A 23,802-nucleotide genomic window follows, 5' to 3' on the forward strand; every position below is an offset into this window, starting at 1 on the left:
CTTCAGTGATGCAGGATCTCGCCGAGGAAGGCGCGGGTGCGGGCATGCGCCGGGGCCCGGAAAAAGCTCTCGGGATCGTTCTCCTCGACGATGGCGCCGTCGGCCATGAAGATCACGCGGTCCGCCACCTGCCGGGCGAAGCCCATCTCGTGGGTCACGCAGATCATGGTCATGCCGTCGCGGGCGAGCAAGACCATGGTGTCGAGGACCTCCTTGACCATCTCCGGGTCGAGCGCCGAGGTCGGCTCGTCGAACAGCATCGCCATCGGTTCCATGCACAGCGCCCGCGCGATCGCAACGCGCTGCTGCTGGCCGCCTGAGAGCTGCGCCGGGTATTTCGCCGCCTGGTCGCCGATCCGGACCCGCTCCAGATACTTCCGCCCCGTCGCTTCCGCCTCGGCGCGAGAAAGACCACGCACCCGCATCGGCGCCAGGATGCAGTTCTCCAGCACGGTCTTGTGCGGGAACAGGTTGAACTGCTGGAAGACCATGCCGACCTCGCGGCGCACCGCGTCGACCGCCTTCTGGCTGTCGCTGAGCCGGTGGCCGGCGACGGTGATCTCGCCGCTCTTGATCGATTCCAGGTGATTGATGCAGCGGATCAGCGTCGACTTGCCCGAGCCCGAAGGGCCGCAGAGCACGATCTTCTCGCCCTTGGCCACGGTGAGATTGACGTCCTTGAGGGCATGGAAGGGGCCATAGAACTTCTCGACATGCCGCATCTCGATCATCGGAGCGGTGGCATTTCTGGCGCTGTTGGGCTCGGTCACGGTCATCCCCTCATTTCGCCGTCGCGGCCGCCATCTTCTGCTCGAGCTTGCGGCCCCACAGAGAGAGCGGCCAGCACAGGGCGAAATACATCGCCCCGACCACGCCAAAGACGAGCAACGGCCTGTAGATCTGGTTGGACACGATCGTGCCGGCCCGGGTCAGCTCGATGAAGCCGACGATCGCGGCGAGCGAAGTCCCCTTGAGCAGCTGCACGAGGAAGCCGACGGTCGCCGGCAGGGACAATTTGAAGGCCTGCGGCATGATCACGTCGACCATGCGGCTGCGGGCGGGCAGGCCGAGCGCATCGGCGGCCTCGCTCTGGCCGCGTGGCACCGCCTGGATCGCGCCGCGCCAGATCTCGCCGAGGAAGGCCGAGGCATGCGCCGTCAGCGCCACCGAGACGGCGGCCCAGGCCGGGACGTCGAAACCAAGCAGGGGCAGCCCGAAATAGGCGACGAACAACTGCATCAGCAGCGGCGTGCCCTGGAACAGGCCGATCCAGCCGATCGCCGGAATCCGCAGCCAGGGCGATGCCGAGACCCGCATCAGCGCGACGATGACGCCGAAGACGATGCCGCCGGCAAAGCCGATTGCGGCCAGCAGCAGAGTCCAGAGCAGGCCCTGCAGGAGATAGGTGAGTTCGAGGATGCCCATTCCGCCCTCCTCAACGCTGCGGATAGCTGAAGGCGCGCCGGCCGATCGCCGCGAGCAGCCACATCGTCACCAGCGAGATCACCAGATAGATGCCGGTCAGGGTGAAATAGACCTCGAAGCTGCGGAAGGTTTCCGCCTCGATGCGCTGGCCGACCGAGGTCAGTTCATAGGCCGAGATCGAGGTGCAGATCGCCGTAGTCAGCGTCAGCAGGATGAACTGGCTCGACAGTGACGGGTAGATCGCCCGCAGCGCCGGTTTCAGCACGATCAGCCGGAAGACCTCGTGCTTGTGCAGGCCGAGCGCCAGACCCGCCTCGGTCTGCCCCTTGGGCACGCTCTCGACGCCGCCGCGGATGATCTCGATCGCATAGGCGCCGCCATTGACCCCGAGCGCCAGGATCGCCGTCAGCGTCGGGTTGAGGCGGATGCCGGCGAGCGGCAGGGCGAAGAACAGGAAGAAGATCTGCACCAGGAACGGCGTGTTGCGCACGATCTCGATGAAGGCGTTGACCAGCAGCGAGGGCAGCCGAAGTTGCATCCTCAGGATGACCACGCCGAGAACGCCGATGATCATCGCGAGCGCCATGCCTGAGAAGGCCAGGAACAGCGTTCCGACTGTGCCCAGGAGCAGCGACTGCCAGGCGCCGGTCACGACGCTGAAATCGAGTGTCATCGGTCCTCCCCAATCCCCTGTTCTTGCTTAGTCGTCCCAGGCCGGTTCCCAGTCGAAGCGCGAATAGCGCTGGCCACTGGCGAGCCCGTGGATCGCCGCCATGTCGTCCGGCGACAGTTCGAAGTCGAAGATGTCGAGGTTGGCGCGCATGTTCTCCGGCCGGGCCGAGCGCGGGATCGCGCCGACCCCGTCCTGCTGGACGAGCCAGCGCAGAGTCACCTGCCCGGCGCTCTTGCCGTATTTGCGCCCGAGCGCCTTGAGCACGTCGTTGTCGAAGACCTTGCCGCGCGCGATCGGCTGGTAGGCGTTGAGCAGCATGCCGGCCCGCCGCATCCTGGCGAGCAGGGTCTGCTGCGACAGGAAGGGGTGATATTCGACCTGGTTGCAGAAGAGATCCGCCTTGTGCACGTCCAGCGCCTCGTCGAGCAGCGCGACCGTGAAATTGCTGACGCCGATCAGCCGGGTCCGGCCCCTGCGCTTTTCCTCGGCGAAGGCCGCCAGCGTCTCGCCGAGGGGCACATCCTTTGCCGGCCAATGGACCAGCAGGAGGTCGACCTGGTCGAGCCCGAGCCGCTCCAGGCTCTCGTCGACGCGGCGGTGGACCGTGTCGGGCTGGAGGTCGTTGAACCAGATCTTGGTGGTGACGAAGAGCTCGCCCCGCGCCACGCCCGAGCCCCGGATCGCGCGGCCGACTTCGACCTCGTTGCCATAGCGGATCGCGGTGTCGATCTGGCGGTAGCCGAGGTCGATCGCGGTCCGGATCGCATCTTCGCCCGCCGGACCGGTCAGTTCGAAGGTGCCGAGCCCCAGCGCCGGGATGACCTCGCCCTGGATCGTCTTGATCGTCGAGCCCGTCATCGCGTCATCTCCGCCATCGCCCGCAGGGCGAGCCGGTAGCCGTAGGCACCGAGGCCGGCGATGACGGCGGTTGCCGTCTTCGAAACCAGCGAATGGTGGTAGATCGCCTCGCGCTGGTGGATGTTCGAGATGTGCAGCTCGATCTTCGGCCGCTCGAACATCTTGAGCGCATCGAGGATCGCGATCGAGGTGAAGCTGTAGCCGGCCGGATTGATGATGATCCCGGCCGCCTTGATCCGGGCCGCGTGGATGGCCTCGATGATCTCGCCCTCGAAATTCGACTGGCGGAACTCGACGGCAAGGCCGAGCTCGGCCGCGTCGGCCTCGCACCAGCCGCGGATCTCGTCCAGCGTCGTATGCCCGTAGATCTCGGGCTCGCGCTGCCCCAGCAGATTGAGGTTCGGTCCGTTCAGGATGAAGATCGTCCGCATTCCCGTCCTCCGCGACAGCGGTGATGCCGGCGCGGCGGCGAGAACCGCCGCGCCCATGCCTGTCCTGGCGTATAGGAGCTGAGCCGCCCTTACTTGGCGACGGTGAAGGGCACGCCCTCGACCGCGGCCGGGAAGGTCGGCAGCGGCTGCGCCAGCCATTTCTGGCTGATCTTCTCGAGCCGGCCGTCGGCCGTGGCCTTGTCGATGAACGCGTTCAGCCAGGCGTTGATCTCGGCATCGCCGAGCTTGGTGGTGACGCCCTGCCACTGCTCGTTGAAGACGAGCTTCTGCTCGAAGTCGTTGCCGGGCGCGGCCTTGTCGAGATTGATCTTGTAGGTGGTGTTGCCGCCGATCGCGTCGACTTGGCCTGAGACCAGCGCTTGCATGGTCGAGCTGTCGTCGTCGAAGCGGCGGATGTTCGGGACGTCGCCGAGCAGCGTGGTGATCGCCTTGTCCTGGGCGGCGCCTCGCGGCACGCCGATGCGCAGGTTGCGGGCGTCCTCGATCTTCTCGATCTTGTTCTTCTTGCTGGAGAGCAGGATGATCTTCAGCCCGGAATAGGGCTTGGAGAACTGCACCGCCTTGGCCCGGTCGGGATACATCCCCATCACCGCCATCTGCAGGTCGACCTTGTTGGTCAGGAGGTTCGGGATACGGGCAGCGACCGCGTTCGGCACGAACTCGACCTTGACGCCGAGCTCCTCGCCGATCAGCCGGCCGACATCGACGTCATAGCCGATGTTCTGGCCGCTCGCGTCGATCGAGCCCCAGGGCGCCTGCTCGCCCATGACGCCGATGCGGATGACGCCAGCCTTCTTGATCTTCTCGAGCGTCTGCGCGTCCGCCTGGGATGCGGCGCCGATGAGGCCGAGACCCGCGACCATCGCGAGCGCGGCACGGCGCGAAAACTTGCCCAACATGATTTTCCTCCTCCGGTTTGTCGTGTCGTCACCAGTTCCTGCAGTCGCGCTGGTCTTGTGGTGGCCTAGCTCCGTTTTCGCGACGGCAATCTCTTTGATCGGCTTGCGTCTCTCTCCTCCGCCCGCTCAAGCAGCCGGCGCGAGCGCACGGTAATGCGCCAGCGTCCGGGTGATGCCCTCGCGCAGCGATGTCCGCGGGATCGCCCCCAGGACCGCCTCGAACGGGGTCGGCGCGATCTTCGCCGCCATCGGCACCGGCGGCCCGTCGAAGCCGATCCGTGCCCCCGGCACGTCCGCCTCGATGGCCGCGATGACATCGGCGACGTCGGCTGTACCGCCGGTCAGCGAGAAGGCGTGCGCGCCGGTGATCGGCTTCGTCGCGGCCGCCGCGAAGGCCGCGGCGACATCGTCGACGAAGATCAGGTCCTGCGCTCCGGAATAGTCGATGGTGAAGGGCTGCCCGGCCGCAGCGGCACGGCAGGCGAGCGTCGGCCCGGCGGTCAGCCCGATCTCCCGGCCCGGCCCGTAGACGATGGTCGGGCGCAGGCCGACGCTGGCGATGCCGTCGTCATGCCAATAGGCGCGCGCACAGCCTTCGGTCGCCAGCTTGAAGGCGCCGTAATGGGTGATCGGCTCCGGCCTTGCGCCGTCATCCGGCCCGAAGACGGCGCCGCTGCTGGCATAGGCGACCTGCGCGATGCCGTTCGCCTTGGCCGCAGCGAAGACGTTGAGCGTTCCGATCAGGTTGACCTGCGCGCCGAGGACCGGATCGGCCTTGCAGGCCGGCGTCAGCAGGGCTGCGAGATGGATGATGGCGGAGCAGTCGCGCGCCGCTCGGACCAGGGCCGCAGCATCGGTGATGTCGCCCTGGACCCATTCGGCCTGCTCGGCCAGCTCGCCGGCGATCTCGCGCAGCACGCGCCGGTCGGTCGAGCGATCGAAGATCCTGACGGCATGGCCGCCCTCGGCGAGGCGCTTCAGGATCCAGGCGCCGAGGAAGCCGCCGCCACCGGTGACGAGGATGCGTGTCATGCCCGCACCTGCCGGTTCGCGTCTTGCAAAGCCTGACCTTGCATGTCCTCGCTGGTCAGGCTGAAGGCGGTCTCGTAGAGGTCCACCGCCGGCGCGGTCAGCGTACCGGTCGCGATGGCGAGGCGCTCGATCTCCGGCACTGCCGCTTCGAGGCCGGCGCGCTGCGAGCCCTCGACCAGGATCACCGCGTCAAACGCCTTCTCCGCCATCGCGCTGCGCAATTCGGTCTCTCGGGTGCGCACGCCCGAAACCTCGGAGCGGGCGATGCCGAGATGGACGCAGGACACCCCGGGCAGCGCCAGGATCGCATCGACGAGCGCCCGCGCGCCCTGTCTCAACGTCACTTCGGCCTTTGCATGCGCGAAATCGAAGCGGATGGTCGCCATGCTGCCGCCATCGCCATTGCCGGCACTGGCCACGCGCTCACAGGCGACCCGCAGGAAATTCTGGAAGCTCGGCGCCACCGCCGCCGTCCACGGCGTCGGATTGTTCAGCCGGGCGAGATAGCCGGGCGAGCGGAAGACCTCGAGATCATCGCCCGCATAGATCGTGCCGAAGACATAGCGGGCGGCGTCCGGCGCATGCAGGCGCTTGCCGGTCCGAAAGCCCGGCACGGAAAGGCGCTCCGGCATGTGCTCCCGGGTATGCCACTCGATGTATTCGCCGTGCTGGCCTTCGGCGATGTCGTGCCAGATCGCCAGGAAGGCTGAACCTTTCAGTCCCATCTCGTCCGTCTCTCGAGCCTCCCGCCATCAGCCGGCCTGTACCGGCGGCTTGACAACGGGATCGTTTCCTCAACAACTAGCCTACTAGAATGTTAGTATGTTGGATGAGTCAAGTGGGTAATCACCGGCTCGCCAACAGGGAGGAAGCGAGATGCAGGCAGCGGAAACGGCTCGAGTCGCGATCGTGACCGGCGGAGCGGGCGGGTTGGGCTTTCCGATCGCCGAGCGGCTTGCAGCCAAGGGGCACAGGGTCGCGATCTGGGATATCGATGCCGGCCGCGCCGAGCAGGCCGCGGCGAGGCTGCCAAACGCCAGGGGTTACAAGGTCGACGTCACCGATGCCGCCGCGGTCGCTGCCGCCACCGAGAAGGTCGTGGCCGATCTCGGCCCGCTCGGCATCCTCGTCACCTGCGCCGGCCATAACGGCCCGCTCGCCCCGTTTGCGGAGTATCCGGCCGAGGGCTGGCGCTTCGTCATGGCGCTCAACCTCGATGCCGTCTTCCATTGCTGCCAGGCGGCGGTGCGCGAGATGCTGAAGACCGGCTATGGCCGCATCGTCAACCTCGCCTCGATCGCCGGCAAGGAGGGGAACCCGAACGCAGTCGCCTACTCCGCCTCGAAGGCCGGCGTGATCGGCCTGACCAAGTCGATCGGCAAGGAACTGGCGACGACGCCGATCGTGGTCAACTGCGTGACGCCGGCGGCGATCGAGACCGAGATGCTCAACCAGCTGACGCCGGAGTTCAAGGCCTTCGTCACCGCCAAGATCCCGATGGGCCGCCTCGGCCGGGCGGAAGAGGTCGCGGCGCTGGTCGGCTGGCTCGCCTCGGAGGAATGCTCGTTCTCGACGGGCGCGGTCTTCGATGTGTCCGGCGGCCGCGCGACCTATTGAGGATTTCGCCTTGCACCAGACTTATCCCCTTTCGCTCGCATATCTGACTGTTTTCGGTTGCCCCCCGGTCGAGCATGTCCAGGCCGCCGCCGCGGCCGGATACGACGCCGCCGGCCTCAGGCTGATCGCGCCGCATGGACTCGAGCTCGCCCATCCGATCGTCGGCGACAAGGCCCTGACCCGGCAGATCAAGACCGTGGCCGCCGATCTCGGCGTCAGCTTCTTCGATGGCGAGGTCTTCACCTTGCTGCCGCAGACCGATGTCGAGGCCTGGCTGCCGGTGATCGAGACCGCCGCCGAGTTCGGCATGCCGATCATGCAGATCACCTCGGAAGACCCCGAGGGATCGCGCGCCGCCGACAATCTCGGGCGGATCGCCGATGCCGCCGCCCGGCACGGCATCAAGATGGCGATCGAGTTCATGCGCTGGCGCACTGCTGCGACGATCGAAGACGCCGCCGCGCTGGCGCGAGCCTCCGGTCGCGACAATGTCGGTATCCTGCTGGACACGCTGCACCTGTCGCGCTCGGGCGGCAGCCCGGCCAGCGTCGCCGCGCTGCCGCGCGAGCTGATGCTCTATCTCCAGCTCTGCGACGCACCGTCCGCGCAGCCCGCCAGCGATGCGGATGCCATTGCCGAGGCGCGCGGCGCGCGGTTGCTGCCGGCGGAAGGCGATCTCTGGCTGAAGGAGCTGATGGCGCAGCTGCCGAGCGACATCTGGATCAGTGTCGAGACCCCGCATGAAAGCGTTGCGGGGCTGAGCTTCACGGAGAAGGCAAAGCGGGGAATGCAGGCGACGCGGGTATTCCTCGATTCACTCGCGACTTGACCACTTGCAACTTGACAGAAAGCCACCTGCCGGAAGACCGCTCTTCTGACTGACGCCACAGGATTGCGGATGCCGCTCGCCTCATTCGGGACGAGCCGGCATCCGATAGGGTCGAGGAGGTCCATCACAGTGGATGCAAGGCCACGAGGGCTGTTGACGGCGCGCGTCACCGAGCGATTGCGCCGGGCCATTCTCGACGGCGAGGTCGAGCTCGGCGACGCCCTGTCGGAGGACAAGCTCGCCTCCCGGCTCGGGGTCAGCCGCAGCCCGGTCCATGAGGCGCTGACGGCGCTGGAGCAGGAGGGCCTGATCGACATCCGGCCGCAGCGTGGCAGCTTCGTCTTCCTGCCGACGCGGGAGGACATCGGCAATCTCTGCGAATTCCGTCGCATGGTCGAGGCGGAGGCGCTGAGCCTGGCGATGGCCCGCAAGCGCGACGAGACCCTCGCCGCGATGACGATTGCCGCCCGCAAGATGCATGAGGCGATCCTGGCCGACGATCACTATGGCAGCGCCAATGCCGACACCGAGTTCCACCTCGTGGCGATCGAGAACAGCGCCAACCCGTATCTGATCAGCGCCTATCGCCTGATTTCCAGCAAGGTCTCGGCGCTGCGCTCGCATCGCTCGACAGCATTGGTGAAGAACGAGGCGAGCGCCGAGCATTTCGACATTGTCGAGAAGCTGGAGAACGACGACCTGCCGGGCGCCCTGGCCGCGCTCAACACCCATATCCTGAAGATGGCCAAGCGCTACGATGTCGAGCCGATGCCCGGCCGCAGGGCGACCGGACGCGCGCCCCGAAGCTCCTCGCTCGACCAGTTCAGCCCGTTGCTGGATTGAGCCTCCGGCCGAGGCCTCAGCGCTGCCAGGGCATCAGCCGGGCTGCAGCCATTGCCGGCCGTAGGTCAGCAGCACGCCGAGCGCCATCACCACGACGAGGCCGGCATATATCGTCTCGGGGTTGCGCACCTCCCAGTGGTAGAAGGTGATGTAGCTGACGCCCTGCTTGGCCCGCACGAACTCGATCATCGCCGCGCCGAGCGGGATGCGCAGGACGGCAGGTTGGTCGTCGCGATGCTGTGCGGGCGCGGCAGGTCGATCCTGAAGGTCGCAAGGTCCCGGCCGGGCTGGACGCGGTCGCGCCCGCGTTCAAATGAATTTGCTGATGGTGCCGTGCGCGCAGCCTGTATCGCGACCGCCGAGCTAGGCAGCTTTCGGCAGCCCCCCGTCGAAGTGCCAGCCCTGCGCCACCAGCCGCGCCACCCCATCGAGCAGCCCTGCGAGCGGCGCCTCCGACAGGATTTCCAGCGCCACCGGCCCGGCATAGCCCTGCCGCTCTAGCTCCAACCTGATCGCGGAAAAATCGATGGCGCCGCTGCCGATCGGATCATGCCGCCACTGGCCGGCAGGGCTGTCCGAGAGATGGACGATGCCGATGCGCCCGGCGAGCAAGCGCAGGCCCTGCGCCGGATCCTCCCCGATCGCGAAACCGTTCGCGACGTCGTAGATCACCGCGATGTCGTCATAGCCCTCCTCGTCGAGGAAGCGTGCGATCGTCGCGGCGCTGTCGAGCAGCCCCTGCGGATGGTTTTCCAAGATGACGCCGACCCCAGCCCGGCGCGCTACTTCCACCACCTGACGGAAAGCCGGCCGGAAGCTCTGCATCAGCCGATCATTGGCCCTGGCGAGCAGCGCGTGGCGCCGCCCGGAGCCGACGCAGACATGGCGCGCGCCCAGCTCGGCACAGCGCAGCGCCAGCCGGCGATAGGCCTCGACCGAGAAGGCGACGACCTCGGGCGCGGCACTGGCGAGGTTGATGTCGCTGCTGGCGAGGTCCACGGCGAGCAATTCGAGGGCATGGTCTTCGACGAGCCGGCGCAGCCGCGCGGTCCGGGCCTCGTCATCGAGCCAGGGATCGAAATGCGGCGGCGAAGCCATCAGCTGGATCCGGCGAAAACCGGCGCCGGCCAGCGCCGCAACCGCCGCCTCCGCCTCCTCCTGCCAGACGAAACCGAAGGTATGGGCCGCCAGCTGCATTCTCTCACGCGTCCCTGCGAAGTTTGCCTGCGAAGCCTTGCCTCAGCCGAAGAAGGGGCCCCGCGGCTGATGCGAGACCAGCGTCGGGCTCGCTCCCAGCGCGAGCGACAGTTCCCGCGCGGCACTGAGCAGCATCGGCGAGAAGGTCAGCATCTTCTCCTCGGTCAGGCGGATATGCGGCCCGGCGATCACCAGCGCGCCGATGACCTCGCCGCTCTGGGCGCTGCGGATCGGCGCCGCCGTCGCGCTCATCCAGGGCGAATAGGTCTGGCTCACCATGCTGAAGCCGCGTTTGCGCGCTTGGCGCAGATATTTGAGCAAGGCCGCCGGCGTCTGCGGCGCCTTCGGGCCGAACTCCTCGCGCGAGCCGTACCCCTGGCGCTCGACGATCGCGAGCGCCTCCTCCTCAGGCAGGCAGGAGAGCCAGGCATGGCCGCTGGCCGAGCAGGAGAGCCGGCCCGACTGGCCCATGTCGGGGTCATAGCGCAGCCCGAAGGGTGAGCCTTGCGACTTTGCCACCCAGATCAGCTCGCGCCCATCGATCAAAGCGAGGCGGACCAGTTCGGCGGTCTCGCGCGCCAGCTGGTCGAGCACCGGCTGGGCGAGATCGGTGATGCCGCTGCCGGCGAGAAAGCTGAAGGCGAGCGAGGCGATCTTGGCCGTGAGCTGGTACATGCCGTGATGGCGCTCCTGGCGTACATAGCCGCGCTCGACCAGGCTGGTCAGGACACGATGCGTCGCGCTGCGCGGGATGCTCAGCCGCTCGGCGATCTCGTAGAGCGGCAGCCCGTGCGCATGGGCCGCCAGGAGCTCGATCACCCCCAGCGTCCGCTCAAGCAGCCCGCTCGGAGCCTGATCGGCCTCGGCCTCTTCCGTGTCAGCGACGAGCTTCTTCGCCATGGCCCTATCCATCATGGAGTTCCTGGCGTTGTCTCTGGCGTGCCGCTTCGTGGACGGCAAGTGTGGCCCGCAAGGTGCGGGTCGCATCGGCGGCGTCGATCAGCGGCTTGGCGCCGTCGCGCACGACATCGCGAAGGTGACGCAGCTGACGCAGATAAGGGCTTTCGCGCGTGATCGGCAGCGTCTGCCGTGAGATCGGCGCGAACCAGCTCTTCTGCCCGTCATAGCGCCAGAGATCGAGCCCGGGCAGCGTCAGCGAGCCTTCCGTCCCCGACAGGAAATGCGAGGCCACCGGTGCCGGCTGCGCCGGATAGTTCGGCAACTCGCCCGAGGACAGGTCCCAGCTCCACGGCGTCACCGCAGTGTCGGACAGGCTGACCGTCACCAGCGCGCCATTCGCGAGTTCGAGCAGCACTGCGGCGGTATCCTCGACCAGCAGGCCGCGGATGCGATCGGAGGTGACGGCCTGGACCGCGACGATCTCTCCGCAGATGAAGCGGATCAGGTCGATCTCGTGGATCAGGTTGATCAGAACCGGCCCGCCGCCGGGCTCGCGCCGCCAGGCCAGATCGAAATAGGCGTCGTGCTTGTAGAAGGTGTAGAGCACCGTGGCGGTGGTCAGCCGTCCGAGCCCGCCGCTCTGCACCGTCTCGCGCGCCGTGGCGATGATCGGGTTGTAGCGGCGGTGATGGCCGACGAGGACCGGCACGCCGGCGCGCGCCGAAGCGCGCGCGAGCTCCTCGCCCTCCGCCACCGTCACCGCGACCGGCTTCTCGATCAGCGCCGGAATCCCCTGCGCGATCGCATCGAGCCCGATCGGCAGATGGGTCTGGTTCGGCGTCGCGACGATCAGCGCCTCCAAACCACCCGCGGCGATCAGGGAGTGGTGATCCGGGAACCAGCGCAAACCATGCTCTTCGCAAAAGGCCCGGCCGGCCTCGGTCGGATCGGCGACGCCGGCGACCACGGCGAAATCCGTTCCCGCGATCACGTCCGCATGGAGGCGACCGATCGCTCCGGCCCCGACGATCCCGATTGAGAATGGCGACATGCCCCGGCCTCCTGCGTTGCGCCTCCTTATCCCGCTGGCGGGATCATCGGTCAAGTTATCTGGAACAAGATTCCATTTTTGAAAATATGACTGGAATTCTATTCCATTCATGCTAGAGCATCGCCGCCGGCACGCATCGCGGAGCCAGCCAATCGGAGCCAGGCAAGGCCTCCGGGGAACGCCAACGCAGGGAGGGACGTCGTGACCGACTCAGACAAGCCGCAGCGGATTTCCACCATCAGGCGCCGGAGCCTGCTCCTCGGCGCCGGCTCGCTTGGCGCGAGCGGGCTCGCATCGGCCCGGCTCGGCATGCCCTATATCGGCAACGCCGCCGCGGCCGAGCCGATCAAGATCGGCATGATCTGGGCCAAGACCGGCAGCATCGTCGACCAGTCGGAATATCTCGCCCAGGGCGGCATGCTGGCGCTTGAGCAGCGCAACAACACCCTGCTCGGTCGCCCCGCCGAAATCGTCTGGCTCGACGAGCCCAATCCGCAGGGCGCCCAGCAGAACGCCGAGCGCCTCGTCGGCGAGCACAAGGTCGTCGGCATGGTCGGCGGCGCACTGAGCTCCTTCGCATTGGGCATCTCGGCCGTGGCGAAGAAGGCCAAGATCCCCTATGTCGCCGCCAACGCCGCGACCGGCGACCTCACCGGAAAATCCTGCAACAAGTATACCTTCCGCCTGCAGCCGCCGGTCGAGGTGCATGTTCGCGCGCTCGCGCCCTATTGCGGCGAGATCGGCAAGAAGTGGTACCTGCTGACCGCCGCCTACGCCTTCGGCCAGGACATCAAGAGGGCCTTCGAGGCCTACGCCAAGGCGAACGGCATCACCATCGTCGGCGCCGACGAGGTGCCGGTCGGCACGCCCGACTACAGCTCCTTCATCCTGAAGATCCGCGCCGCCAGGCCCGATGTGGTCATCGGCGGCGTCGCGGCGAGCGACCTCACGACCTTCCTGAAGCAGTGGAACGAGCTCGGCATGAAGGGCCGTATCCCCTTCGCCGAGATCTCGGTGGGCAATACCGACCTTTGGGGCGTCGGGCCCGAGGCTGCCGACGGGCTCTACACCCTGACCTGGTACTACAAGAACCCGAACAATCCGCCGGAAGAGCAGGCGATGGCGGCGGCCTATGAGAAGAAATACAACCGCCCCGCCGCCGACAAGGCGTGGATGGGCTGGTTCGGCATGAAGAGCCTGCTCGACGCGATCGAGGCTGCCAAGTCGACCGAGCCGGCGGCGATCGTCGCCGCGCTGGAGAAATGGCAGGTCAAGCGCGGCGACCTCGATGTCCACTATCGCGACTTCGACCATCAGATGGTCAATCGCCTGCTGATCGCCGGCATCAAGCCGAAGATCACCGACAAATGGGACTATTTCGACATCAAGGCCGAGCTGCCGAAGACGCAAGGGGACATCGACAAGGCCTTCGGCTCGCAGGCCGAAAGCGCCTGCAAGATGGACGCGCTCTGACGCTCCGTCCAGCCGGATGAAGGACCGGCCGAGCCACGCGCCGGCCGGTCCCTTCCTCTTCCCTCGCCGCGCCCGTTCGAGGAGCGCCTGCCATGCTCGATATGATCCTGTCCCAGGCTGTGAACGGCCTGGTGTTGGGCTTCCTTTATGTGCTGATCGCCGTCGGGCTCTCGATCATCTTCGGGCTGCTCGGCATCGTGAACTTCGCCCATGGCGCCTTCTTCGCTGTCGGCGCCTATGTCGCTCTGGTGCTGGCGCGCGAATTCGGCTGGTGGGCGGCGCTGCTCGCGCCCTTCGTCACCGGCGCGCTCGGCATGCTGGTCGAGATCGTGCTGATCCGCCATCTCTACGGCAAGGAGCCGCTGCTCGGCCTGATCCTGACCTTCGCGCTGGCGCTGCTGTTCGAGGCGGTGCTGCGCATGATCTTCGGCGGGGCGCCCCTGCCGTTCAGCGCGCCGCGCTTCCTCTCCGGCTTCGTCGAATACGGGCCGGTCTTGCTGACCAAATACCGGATGTTCGTGCTGCTGGTGACGGTCGCCGCTCTCGTCGCCTTCTGGGCCTTCCTGACCTACACGCCCTTCGGCCGGATCATCCGGGCCGGCTCGCGCGATGCCGAGATGGTCGGCCTGCTCGGTATCAACCTGCCGGTGGTGTTCAGCTTCGTCTTCGGCATCGGCTGTCTGCTCGCCGGCCTGGCTGGACTGCTCGCAGCCCCCCTCTGGACGGTGACGCCGACCATGGCGGCGAGCGCGATCATGCCGGCCTTCGTCATCGTCACGATCGGCGGGCTCGGCTCCTATGCCGGCGCTATCGTCGCCGGGCTGCTCGTCGGCGTCACCATCGCCATGACCATCCAGTTCCAGCCGGAATGGGCCGGCGCTGCGATGTATGTGCTGATGGCGGCGATCCTGCTCGTGCGTCCCCGTGGCCTCTTCGGTGAAAAGTGGGAGCGCTTCGAATGAACGCCCGCGGCTTCCTTGCGCATCCCGCCCTCTGGGCCAGCCTCGTCCTCTCCGGCCTGACGCTGCTCTGGCTCAGCCTCGGCGCGCCGATCGGCCTGATCACCCAAATCGCGATCTACACGCTCTACGGCATGGGCGTGAACCTGCTCGTCGGCTATACCGGGCTCGTCCCGTTCGGTGCCTCAGTCTTCTTCGGCTGCGCCAGCTATGCCGCCGCCTTCTTCGTGCTCGGGCGGATCAGCAACGACGTCTTCGGCATCGTGCTCGCCGTGCTGTTCTCGCTCGTGCTGGCATTCGGGCTCGGCGCGCTGATCCTGCGCCGCAAGGGCCTCTATTTCTCGCTGCTGACGCTGGCCTGCTCGCAGATCGCCTTCGAGGTCGCCTTCAAGTGGACGGCCGTCACCGGCGGCGAGAACGGCCTGCAAGGCGTCGCCCGCGCCAGCTTCGCCAGCGACCTCTCCTTCCATCTCTTCGTGCTGGCCGCCGTCGTTGCCGGCATCTGCCTGCTCTGGCGGCTGGTGCATTCGCCCTTCGGCAGGGCGCTCCAGGCGGTGCGCGACAATGAGCAGCGCGCCCGCAGCCTCGGCTTCAACGTCTACCTGCTCCGGCTCGGCTCCTTCGTGCTGATGGCCGGCTTCGTCGGCTTTTCCGGCGCGCTGCTGACCTTCCTGCTGCAGGGCGTCTACGCCAATAATCTGAGCTGGCAGCATGCGGGCGACGCGCTGCTGATGACGGTGCTCGGCGGCGTGCATCATTTCCTCGGCCCGCTCTGGGGCGCGATCACCTTCATCATCCTGGAGAACCGGCTCTCGGCGATCACCGAGAACTGGTGGCTGATCTTCGCGCCGATCCTGATTCTGTTCGCCCTGCTCTCGCCGGAGGGCATCCAGGGCCTGGCCCAGCGCCTCATCGGCAAGCAGCGCTGGACCCTGACCCGGGGCAGCATCCCGCCGCGGCCGGCGCTGATCGAGCCCTATGTCAGCGCCGCCCAGGCGATGGATCCGGACAAGCCGATCCTGGAGACGCGCAAGCTCTCCAAGCAGTTCGGCAGCCTGGTGACGGCCCGGGAGATCGACCTTCAGGTCAAGCCCTTCGTGCTGCACTCGATCATCGGCCCCAACGGCGCCGGCAAGACCACCTTCTACAACATGCTGACCGGCGTATTGCGGCCCACCAGCGGCCAGGTCTTCTTCGAGGGCAGCGAGGTCACCCGCCTGCCGATGCATGCGCGCGCCCGGCTCGGCATGGGCCGCTCCTTCCAGATCCTCTCGATCTTCCCGAATCTCAGCGCCTTCGAGAATGTCCGCATCGCCGTGCAGGCGCAGCGGATCGGCGCGCGCGGCCTGCTGCGCGATGCCCATGCCGATCAGGCGATCAACGCGCGAACCTGGTCGATCCTCGACGCCGTCGGTCTCGCTGATCAGGCCGCCGAGCTCGCCCAGGACCTGCCGCATGGCGCCAAGCGCCTGCTCGAGATCGGCGTCACCCTGGCGATCGAGGCCAAGCTGCTGCTGCTCGACGAGCCGCTGGCGGGCCTGGCCGAAGCCGATCGCATCGTCGTCGCCGACCTCATCCGCAAGCTCGCCCAACGCCACGCCGTGCTGCTGATCGAGCACGACATCGACCGGGTCCTGGCCATCTCGGACCGCATCTCGGTGCTGCATCAGGGCCGGATGATCGCCGACGGCAAGCCGGCCGAGGTCGCGCGCAATCCCGAGGTCATCGCCGCCTATCTCGGCGCCGCCCAGGACGGCGAGCGGGCGTCCGCCCCAGCAGTGACACGACGTGCGGGCGCGACGAGCCCGGTCCTGCTCAATGCAGAAGGCATCGCCGTCGGCTATGGCGGCAGCACCGTTCTCTCCGGGGTCGATCTTACCATCCGCGAGGGCGAGGCTGTCGCGCTGCTCGGCCGCAACGGCGTCGGCAAGACCACGACGCTGCGCGCGCTGACCGGCAGCCTGCCTCTCGACGCAGGCTCGATCAGCTTCGCCGGCACGGACCTGCGCAAGCTCAGGCCCTTCGAGATCAACCGGCTCGGCATCTCACTGGTGCCGGAGGGGCGCCGGCTCTTCCCCAACCTCACCGTCACCGAGAACCTTTTGCTGGCGCAGCGGCCGGGCGGCATCACGCTGGAGGAGGCCTTCGCTCTGTTCCCGCGCCTCAGGACGCGCCAGGCCGCCAAGGCGGAGAACCTCTCCGGCGGCGAGCGCCAGATGGTCGCGATCGCCCGAGCCTTGATGGTGCCGAGCAAGCTCGTCCTGCTCGACGAGCCCTTCGAGGGCCTGGCCCCGGCCGTGGTCAACGAGGTCATGGAAGCGCTGGTGAAGCTGCGCGGACGTGTCGCCATGGTCATCGTCGAGCACCATGCCGAGCTCGTGCTGCCGATCGTCGACCGCGCCTATGTGCTGGTCAACGGCCAGGTCGCCTTCGCCGGCGAGGCCGCCCAGCTGGAGCATGACGAAGCCTTGCAGGCGCGGCTTCTCGGCGTCGTCGAAACCCAGGACACTCGTGCGGCCTAAAGCATTTTCGAGCGAAGTGGACACCGGTTCGCGTGAAGAAAATGGGCCAACTCAAAACTGCTGCGGCCGGAGGACATCACCATGAGCATCACCATCACCGGCGCGACCCGCCTCAATGTCATCGTCGGCGAGCCGATCGCACAGGTGAAGTCGCCGGCCGGCATGACCGCCGCCTTCGCCGCGCGCGGCCATGACGGCATCGTCGCGCCGGTGCGCGTCGCGCCAGACCATCTCGCTGCCTTCCTGAGCGCGCTCGACCATGTGCCGAACTGCGACGGCATCATCGTCACCGTGCCTCACAAGTTCGCCTGCCATCGCCATTGCGCCAGCGCGACCGAGCGCGGCGACTTCCTCGGCACCGTCAACATCATGCGCCGGCGCAAGGACGGCGCCTGGCATGGCGACATCGTTGACGGGCTCGGCTTCGTCGGCGCGGTCAAGGCCAATGGCGGCGAGCCTGCCGGCAAGCGCGCCCTGCTGGTCGGCGCCGGCGGCGCCGGCTCGGCGATCGCGCTCGCCCTCGTCGATGCCGGCGTCAGCGAACTCGCCATCCACGATGCCGACGCCGAGCGCCGCGACCGGCTGATCGCCCGCCTCGACGGGCGGGGCGGCACGAAGGTCATCGTCGGCTCGGCCGATCCAACCGGATTCGAGCTCGTCGCCAATGCCTCTCCGGCCGGCATGAAGCCCGGTGACCCGCTGCCGGTCGAGGTCGACAAGCTTGCGCCCGGGACTTTCGTCGGCTGCGTCATCACGGTTCCCGTGGTCTCACCGCTGATCGAGGCTGCCCGCAAGCGCGGCTGCCCGACCTCGACCGGCAGCGACATGTACCAGGCGCTGCAGAGCGCCATGGTCGACTTCCTGCTCGCCGGCGAGCGCATCGGCTGAGGTTCTGTGATGTTCACGACGCTGGCGGCCCTGCCGGAACAGACCTCCTACGACGTCATCGTCGCCGGCTCCGGCGCGGCAGGACTGGCGGCGGCCGTCTTCGCCGCGATCGAGGGCCGCTCGGTGCTGGTCGTCGAGCGCACCGAGTACGTCGGCGGCACCAGTGCCCTCTCCGCCGCCACCACCTGGATTCCGAACTCGCTTCATGCCGAAAAGGTCGCGACCGGGGACTCATTTGAAAAGGCTGCTCGTTTCCTCGACGGCGTCGTCGGCAACCATTCCTCGGCGCAGCTGCGCGAAGCCTTCCTGCGCGCGGGGCCGCAGGCGATCGCCACGCTGGAACAGCGCACCGCGGTGCATTTCCGCCCCTACGCGACCCATCCCGATTACGAGTCGGATGTGGAAGGCTCGACCCTGCGCGGCCGCGCCCTGGAGCCGATCCCCTTCGATGGCCGCCGGCTCGGCGCCGATCTCCAGCGTATCCGCCCGCCGATCCCGGAATTCACCCTGTTCGGCGGCATGATGATCGACCGCACCGATATCGGCCACCTGCTCAAGCTCCGGACGTCCTGGGCCTCCTTCAAGCACGCAGCCGCCATTCTCGGCCGCTACGGTCTCGACCGCCTGAGCGGCAAGCGCGGCACACGCCTCGTCATGGGCAACGCCCTGATCGGCAGCCTGCTGCTGACCCTGAAGCAGCATGGCGGCAGCGTCCTGCTCAACGCCGCGATCACCGAACTGCAGAGCGGCCCTGACGGCGTCACCGGCGTCGTCGTCGAGCAGGGCGGTGCGACGCGCGCGATCGCGGCTGGCCTCGCCGTTGTGCTCGCCGCCGGCGGCTTCAACCGCCATCCGCAGCGCCGCGGCGCCATGCTGCACTCACCGACGCCGGCGCTCAGCCCGGCCGCCCCCGGCCATACCGGCGCGATGCAGGACCTGGCGCTCAAGCTCGGCGCGCGCTTCGGCGAGGGCAGCCGGGACAACGCTTATTGGGCGCCCGTCTCGACGCGGAAAAGGCCGGATGGCAGCACCGCGGTCTTCCCGCATTTCGTACTCGACCGCAGCAAGCCGGGCACTGTCTGTGTCGACCAGACCGGCCGGCGCTTCGTCAACGAATCCACCTCCTATCATCTGTTCAGCCGCGCCATGTTCGAGGCGAACCGGACGCGTCCGACCATCCCCTGCTGGATCATCACCGACGCCGAAGGTCTCAGGCGCTACGGGCTCGGCATGGTCAGGATGGGCACGCGCAACCTGAACCCCTTCCTCGCCGACGGCTATCTCGTCGAAGGCGCGACCATCGCCGAACTCGCCGGCAAGCTTTCGATCGATCCCGCTGCGCTCGGCGACACCATCGCCCGCATGAACGACCATGCCCGCAGCGGCGTCGATCCCGAATTCGGCCGCGGCACCACCAATTATCACCGCGTCAACGGCGACGCCTCGCGCGGCCTGCCCAATCCGACGCTCGGCCCGATCGCGACGGCCCCCTTCTACGCGGTCAAGCTGACGCCCGGCGATATCGGCGCCGCCACAGGCCTCGTCATCGACGAGAACGCGCAGGTGCTCGGTGAGGGCGACCGGCCGATCGGCGGGCTCTATGCCTGCGGAAACGAGGCGCAGTCCGTCATGGGCGGGACCTATCCCGGCCCCGGCATTACCATCGGCCCGGCTATCACCTTCGCCTGGTGCGCGATCCGCCACGCACTCGGCCTGCGCCCGCCAGCGGAGCGCGCTGCGGAATGAGCAGCGACCTGCCCAGCTCCTGCGATCTGTTGGTGATCGGCTCCGGTGCCGGCGGGCTGGCGAGCGCCGTCACCGCGGCCGTGCTCGGCCTCGATGTCGTCGTGATCGAGAAGGAGCGCCATTTCGGTGGCACCACCGCCTGGTCCGGCGGCTGGATGTGGCTGCCGCGCAACCCGCTCGCCCGCGCCGCCGGCATCGACGAGGACGAGGAGACGATCCGCACCTATCTTCGCCACGAACTCGGCGAAGGCTATGACGAGGCCTTCGTCACCATGCTGATCGAGCACGGGCCGCGCATGGTCGATTTCTTCCGGCGCGAGAGCACGGTCGACTTCATCGACGGCAACCTGATGCCTGATTTCCACGGCAACGTCCCCGGCGCAGGCGCCGGCGGCCGCTCGCTCTGCGCCAAGCCCTATGACGGGCGCGAGCTCGGCGCACGCCTGCAGGACCTGCGCCCGCCGCTCGAAGAGATCGCACCCTTCGGCATGAACATCGCGTCGGGCGCCGACCTCCAGCATTTCCTCAATGCGACGCGCAAGCTTCCCTCCTTCCTGCATGTCCTGCGCCGGCTGGCGCGCCACTTCATTGATCGCGCCAGCCATGGCCGCGGCCTGCATCTGGTCAACGGCAACGCCCTTGTCGCGCGCCTGCTCAAATCGGCCGATGATGTCGGTATAGCCTTGCTGAAGGAGACCGCGGCGGTGGAACTGCTGCGCGACGGCGAGCGCATCGCCGGCGCCGTTATCGAGCACGAGGGCACACGCCGGACAATCCGGGCGACACGCGGCGTCGTGCTCGCCACCGGCGGCTTCCCGCATGATCTCGCCCGCAAGTCGGCGCTGTTCCCGCATGCGCCGACCGGCCGCGAGCACTGGTCTGCGGCGCCTTGCAGCAATACCGGCGACGGCCTCAGGCTCGGCGAGGCCGCCGGGGGACATGTCCGGTCGGACCTCACGCACGCCGGCGCCTGGGCCCCGGTCTCGCTGGTGCCGAAGCCGGGTGGCGAGCCTGGCCGCTTCCCGCATCTGGTCGAGCGGGCCAAGCCCGGCGCGCTGATGGTGCGCCGGGACGGCAGGCGCTTCTGCAACGAGGCCGATTCCTATCACGACGTGATGCAGGCCCTCTTTGCCGCGACGCCCGCGGGCGAGCCGGCGCAAGCCTGGCTGATCTGCGATCACGCCTTCCTGCGCCGCTATGGGCTCGGCCGCGTCCGGCCGCGGCCCTTCCCGATCCAGCCCTGGCTCAGCAACGGCTATCTCAAGCGCGGCACGACGATCGCCGAGCTTGCGTCGGCCTGCGGCATCGATGCCCACGGGCTGGCCCGCACCCTCGACGCCTACAACGCCACCGCCGCCGAGGGCCGCGACCCCGAATTCGGCCGCGGCGATACGCCCTACAACCGCATCCAGGGCGCGGCCGACAATCAGCCGAACCCGTGCGTCGCGCCGCTCGGCCCGGGGCCGTTCTATGCGGTCAGGATCGTGCCCGGCAGCCTGGGCACCTTCGCCGGCCTCAGGACCGACGCGCAGGCGCGCGTGCTCGATGAGCACGATGCGCCGATTCCGGGCCTCTATGCGGTCGGAAACGACATGTCGAGCATGATGGCCGGCCGCTATCCGGCCGGCGGCATCACCCTCGGCCCGGCCATGACCTTCGGCTACGTCGCCGCCCACCATGCCGGCGGCATCCCGCTCGCCAACAACCGTTCCTGATCCCGCGCCCGGAGAACCGCCATGCGCTATGACATCGCCACCCTCACCGTCCGCCTCGGCAAGGCCGGAGCGGTCGTCGCCGCGGTCGACGCCGCACTGAAGGCACCGGAGGCGAAGGGCCGCCTGCTCGGCTGCTGGGCGAGCGAGATCGGCACGCTCAACCAGGTCATCCTGCTGCGCAGCTTCGCCGACGAGACCGAGCTCTTGTCGGAGCGCCAGCGCCTGCTCTCAAGCGGCAACCCGTTCGGAGCCGGCGAGGACATCGCCAGGCTCGCCTTCGACAGCTATGCGCCCTTCCCCTTCCTGCCGCCGGTGCAGCCCGGCAAGCTCGGCGCGGTCTACGAGATCCGAACTTATATGCTGAAGCATGGCGGCGTGCCGGCGACGATCGCCGCCTGGCAGGCGGCCGTGCCGGCGCGCGTCGCGCTCTCCCCGCTCGTCATCGCCATGTACGCGCTCGACGGCCCGCCGCGCTTCACGCATATCTGGCCCTTCGCCAGCCTCGACCAGCGTGCCGCCGTCAGGGCCGAGGCCGTCGCGAAGGGCATCTGGCCGCCCAAGGGCGGGCCGGAATGGCTGACCGGCGAGATGTATTCGACGATCGCGCTGCCGACCGCGATCTCGCCGCTCGCCTGAAGCATGATCCGGACAAGTGGAAACCGGTTTTCCGAAAAGATCATGCTTCGCAACAAGGATGAGAATGTGCCGACGATTGAACCAGGCATCGGCGCACTCGAACAGGGATACCCGTCATGCCGCTGATGTCGCTGGCCTATCTCACCACCGTGCCGCTGAGCCCGCCCGATGCGGTCCGGCTCGCCGCCGAACTCGGCTATGACACCGTCGGCCTGCGCGCCCTCCCGGCAGCGCCGGGCGGCGACACCAGCCCGCTGATCGAGGATACCGCGCTGCTGGCCGAAACCCGGCGCGCCATCGCCGACGGCGTCCCGGTCTTCGATGTCGAGATCATCCGGCTCGGCGCCGATTTTTCCGTCGAGGCCGTCAGGCCCTTCCTTGATGTCTGCGGCGCGCTGCAGGCCCGCGCCGTGCTGGTCGCCGGCGACGATCCTGACGAGGCGCGTCTCACAGCCTCCTTCGCCGCCTTCTGCGCTGCGGCGGCGCCGTATGGCCTCACCGGCGACCTCGAATTCATGCCGTGGACACAGGTTCCGGACGCCAGCACGGCACTGCGCATCGTCACCGGCGCCGATCAGCCCAATGGCCGCGTTCTGGTCGATGCGCTCCATGCCGGCCGCTCCAGCACCACGCTCGCCGACATCGCCGCGATCCCGACCGCGCGCCTGAGCTATGCCCAGCTCTGCGACGCACCGGCCGAGATCCCCACCACGACCGAAGGCCTGATCCACACCGCCCGGCAGGCCCGCCTGCTGCCGGGCGAGGGCGGCATCGACCTCGTCGGCATCTTCAGCCAGCTCCCGGCCGAGCTGCCGGTCAGCGTCGAGGTCCCGCATCTCGAACGCACCGCGCAGCTCGGTGTCCGCGAATGGGCCCGCCAGGCACTCGCAGCGGCGCGCAACACCCTCGCCGCCCGCGATGCGGCGGTGGCCAAGGGCGCTTCGCTGCGTCGGTAAACAGAGATACGCGTCAGCGGAACCTGACAACCGGCATGACCGCTGCCATCTCGCCCTATTTCACCACGAAGCCGTGCGCGAACGGGTCGCGATCGTCGATGAAGATGGTGTTGTAGCCGGTCATGCGGGCCCAGCCGGCGATCGAGGGGATGATCGCCTGGCGGTTCGCCACCGTCGTCGCCGCCTCGACCCGGCCCTTGAACAGCGAGCCGATGATCGACTCGTGCACGAATTCGTCGCCGACCTTAAGCTTGCCCTTGGCGGCGAGCTGCGCCATCCGCGCCGAGGTTCCGGTGCCGCAGGGCGAGCGGTCGATCGCCTTCTCGCCATAGAACACGGCGTTGCGGGCATGGGCGCTACCTTGCGTCGCCTTGCCGGTCCACTGGATGTGGGAGAGGCCCCGGATCTCCGGATGCTCCGGATGGACGAACTCGTATTTCGCGTTCAGCGCCGCCCGCAGCTTCGGCGACCAGCCGACCAGCTCGCCGGCGGTATGATCGGCCATATCGCGGAAGTTCTTCTGCGGCTCGACGATCGCATAGAAATTGCCGCCATAGGCGACGTCGACGACGACCTCGCCGAGCCCCTCGACCTCGGCGGTCAAGCCTTCCGCATAGAGGAAGCCCGGAACGTTGGTGAGGCGGACCTCCTCGACGAAGCGGCCCTCCTGGCGATAGCTGATGTCGACCTTGCCGGCCGGCGCATCGATCGAGAGCTTCCCCGGCTCGCGCGGCGTGATCAGCCCGTTCTCGATGCCCATGGTGATCGTGCCGATCGTGCCATGGCCGCACATCGGCAGGCAGCCCGAGGTCTCGATGAACAGCACGGCGACGTCACAATCGGGCCGTGTCGGCGGGTAGAGGATCGAGCCCGACATCATGTCGTGCCCGCGCGGCTCGAACATCAGCCCGGTACGGATCCAGTCGAACTCGAGCAGGAAATGTGCCCGCTTCTCCAGCATGGTCGCACCTTCGAGGCGGGGGCCGCCGCCCGAAACCAGGCGGACCGGGTTGCCGCAGGTGTGGCCGTCGATGCAGGAGAAGGTGTGGCTGGCCATGGTTCAGAACTTTCCTCAGGCGCGCAAAGCCTGCTTGAAGTCATGTCGGCTTTCTGAATACAGCATGTATACAG

24 protein-coding genes are annotated in these 23,802 nt (G+C 67.9%); 11 read left to right on the forward strand and 13 right to left on the reverse strand.

Features of this window, described 5'->3' with window-relative positions; genetic code table 11:
- Positions 1–2 precede the first annotated feature (2 nt).
- The 8 genes from BMZ21_RS19275 to BMZ21_RS19310 all read right to left on the reverse strand — a co-directional run bounded on the left by BMZ21_RS19275 (position 3) and on the right by BMZ21_RS19310 (position 6,064).
- Positions 3–776, reverse strand: a complete 774-nt coding sequence (locus tag BMZ21_RS19275; protein WP_091837792.1) for an amino acid ABC transporter ATP-binding protein — start codon at positions 774–776, stop codon at positions 3–5.
- Positions 777–780: 4 nt separating this feature from the next.
- Entirely contained in the window at positions 781–1,425 is a 645-nt protein-coding gene (locus BMZ21_RS19280; protein ID WP_091837795.1) for an amino acid ABC transporter permease, read from the reverse strand.
- Positions 1,426–1,435: 10 nt separating this feature from the next.
- Positions 1,436–2,098: an amino acid ABC transporter permease gene (locus tag BMZ21_RS19285; protein WP_091837798.1), complete on the reverse strand. Its 663-nt coding sequence runs from the start codon at positions 2,096–2,098 to the stop codon at positions 1,436–1,438.
- 27 nt (positions 2,099–2,125) lie between these two features.
- Positions 2,126–2,956 carry an aldo/keto reductase gene (locus tag BMZ21_RS19290; protein WP_091837801.1) on the reverse strand — a complete coding sequence of 277 codons (831 nt, stop codon included), beginning with the start codon at positions 2,954–2,956 and terminating at the stop codon, positions 2,126–2,128.
- Complete coding sequence (gene aroQ / locus BMZ21_RS19295) at positions 2,953–3,387, reverse strand: type II 3-dehydroquinate dehydratase (protein ID WP_091837803.1); 435 nt, start codon at positions 3,385–3,387, stop codon at positions 2,953–2,955. Before aroQ ends, BMZ21_RS19290 begins: the two co-directional genes overlap by 4 nt.
- Positions 3,388–3,476: 89 nt before the next feature.
- Positions 3,477–4,307, reverse strand: coding sequence for a transporter substrate-binding domain-containing protein (locus BMZ21_RS19300; RefSeq protein ID WP_091837806.1), 831 nt, complete (start codon positions 4,305–4,307; stop codon positions 3,477–3,479).
- A 126-nt stretch (positions 4,308–4,433) separates the two neighbouring features.
- Positions 4,434–5,339: an NAD-dependent epimerase/dehydratase family protein gene (locus tag BMZ21_RS19305; protein ID WP_091837809.1), complete on the reverse strand. Its 906-nt coding sequence runs from the start codon at positions 5,337–5,339 to the stop codon at positions 4,434–4,436.
- Positions 5,336–6,064 carry a hypothetical protein gene (locus BMZ21_RS19310; protein WP_091837811.1) on the reverse strand — a complete coding sequence of 243 codons (729 nt, stop codon included), beginning with the start codon at positions 6,062–6,064 and terminating at the stop codon, positions 5,336–5,338. The genes BMZ21_RS19305 and BMZ21_RS19310 overlap by 4 nt, the downstream gene beginning before the upstream one ends.
- A 151-nt stretch (positions 6,065–6,215) precedes the next feature.
- Here BMZ21_RS19310 and BMZ21_RS19315 point away from each other — a divergent pair, with 151 nt between their 5' ends.
- From BMZ21_RS19315 to BMZ21_RS19325, 3 genes are all read left to right on the forward strand, one after another.
- Positions 6,216–6,956, forward strand: a complete 741-nt coding sequence (locus tag BMZ21_RS19315) for an SDR family NAD(P)-dependent oxidoreductase (protein WP_091837813.1) — start codon at positions 6,216–6,218, stop codon at positions 6,954–6,956.
- Between the two features lie 10 nt (positions 6,957–6,966).
- Complete coding sequence (locus tag BMZ21_RS19320; RefSeq protein WP_167561677.1) at positions 6,967–7,785, forward strand: sugar phosphate isomerase/epimerase family protein; 819 nt, start codon at positions 6,967–6,969, stop codon at positions 7,783–7,785.
- Between the two features lie 153 nt (positions 7,786–7,938).
- Positions 7,939–8,628, forward strand: coding sequence for a GntR family transcriptional regulator (locus BMZ21_RS19325; protein WP_167561678.1), 690 nt, complete (start codon positions 7,939–7,941; stop codon positions 8,626–8,628).
- Between the two features lie 33 nt (positions 8,629–8,661).
- Here the strand turns inward: BMZ21_RS19325 and BMZ21_RS30410 are convergent, their stop codons facing one another.
- The 4 genes from BMZ21_RS30410 to BMZ21_RS19340 form a co-directional block, all read right to left on the reverse strand.
- Positions 8,662–8,817 carry a hypothetical protein gene (locus tag BMZ21_RS30410; RefSeq protein ID WP_167561679.1) on the reverse strand — a complete coding sequence of 52 codons (156 nt, stop codon included), beginning with the start codon at positions 8,815–8,817 and terminating at the stop codon, positions 8,662–8,664.
- Between the two features lie 174 nt (positions 8,818–8,991).
- Positions 8,992–9,825, reverse strand: coding sequence for a sugar phosphate isomerase/epimerase family protein (locus tag BMZ21_RS19330; RefSeq protein WP_091837823.1), 834 nt, complete (start codon positions 9,823–9,825; stop codon positions 8,992–8,994).
- Positions 9,826–9,867: 42 nt separating this feature from the next.
- The gene (locus tag BMZ21_RS19335) at positions 9,868–10,725 is read right to left on the reverse strand and encodes an IclR family transcriptional regulator (protein ID WP_091837826.1); all 858 of its coding nucleotides are present in this window, start codon (positions 10,723–10,725) and stop codon (positions 9,868–9,870) included.
- Positions 10,726–10,729: 4 nt separating this feature from the next.
- Complete coding sequence (locus BMZ21_RS19340; RefSeq protein WP_091837829.1) at positions 10,730–11,776, reverse strand: Gfo/Idh/MocA family protein; 1,047 nt, start codon at positions 11,774–11,776, stop codon at positions 10,730–10,732.
- Between the two features lie 201 nt (positions 11,777–11,977).
- Here BMZ21_RS19340 and BMZ21_RS19345 point away from each other — a divergent pair, with 201 nt between their 5' ends.
- From BMZ21_RS19345 to BMZ21_RS19380, 8 genes are all read left to right on the forward strand, one after another.
- Entirely contained in the window at positions 11,978–13,249 is a 1,272-nt protein-coding gene (locus BMZ21_RS19345; RefSeq protein WP_091837832.1) for an ABC transporter substrate-binding protein, read from the forward strand.
- Between the two features lie 92 nt (positions 13,250–13,341).
- Positions 13,342–14,211: a branched-chain amino acid ABC transporter permease gene (locus tag BMZ21_RS19350; protein ID WP_091837835.1), complete on the forward strand. Its 870-nt coding sequence runs from the start codon at positions 13,342–13,344 to the stop codon at positions 14,209–14,211.
- The gene (locus BMZ21_RS19355) at positions 14,208–16,730 is read left to right on the forward strand and encodes a branched-chain amino acid ABC transporter ATP-binding protein/permease (RefSeq protein WP_091837838.1); all 2,523 of its coding nucleotides are present in this window, start codon (positions 14,208–14,210) and stop codon (positions 16,728–16,730) included. The genes BMZ21_RS19350 and BMZ21_RS19355 overlap by 4 nt, the downstream gene beginning before the upstream one ends.
- Positions 16,731–16,811: 81 nt before the next feature.
- Complete coding sequence (locus BMZ21_RS19360; RefSeq protein WP_091837841.1) at positions 16,812–17,618, forward strand: shikimate dehydrogenase family protein; 807 nt, start codon at positions 16,812–16,814, stop codon at positions 17,616–17,618.
- 9 nt (positions 17,619–17,627) lie between these two features.
- On the forward strand, positions 17,628–19,364 hold the full coding sequence (locus tag BMZ21_RS19365; protein ID WP_091837844.1) for an FAD-dependent oxidoreductase: 1,737 nt from the start codon (positions 17,628–17,630) through the stop codon (positions 19,362–19,364).
- On the forward strand, positions 19,361–21,079 hold the full coding sequence (locus tag BMZ21_RS19370; protein ID WP_091837846.1) for an FAD-dependent oxidoreductase: 1,719 nt from the start codon (positions 19,361–19,363) through the stop codon (positions 21,077–21,079). The genes BMZ21_RS19365 and BMZ21_RS19370 overlap by 4 nt, the downstream gene beginning before the upstream one ends.
- Positions 21,080–21,100: 21 nt before the next feature.
- On the forward strand, positions 21,101–21,715 hold the full coding sequence (locus BMZ21_RS19375; RefSeq protein ID WP_091837849.1) for an NIPSNAP family protein: 615 nt from the start codon (positions 21,101–21,103) through the stop codon (positions 21,713–21,715).
- A 116-nt stretch (positions 21,716–21,831) separates the two neighbouring features.
- Positions 21,832–22,671: a sugar phosphate isomerase/epimerase family protein gene (locus tag BMZ21_RS19380; protein ID WP_091837852.1), complete on the forward strand. Its 840-nt coding sequence runs from the start codon at positions 21,832–21,834 to the stop codon at positions 22,669–22,671.
- Positions 22,672–22,726: 55 nt separating this feature from the next.
- Here the strand turns inward: BMZ21_RS19380 and BMZ21_RS19385 are convergent, their stop codons facing one another.
- Positions 22,727–23,728, reverse strand: coding sequence for a 4-hydroxyproline epimerase (locus tag BMZ21_RS19385; RefSeq protein WP_091837855.1), 1,002 nt, complete (start codon positions 23,726–23,728; stop codon positions 22,727–22,729).
- Between the last annotated feature and the right edge of the window lie 74 nt (positions 23,729–23,802).

Source organism: Allobosea lupini, from assembly GCF_900109525.1.
Taxonomy (GTDB): domain Bacteria; phylum Pseudomonadota; class Alphaproteobacteria; order Rhizobiales; family Beijerinckiaceae; genus Allobosea; species Allobosea lupini.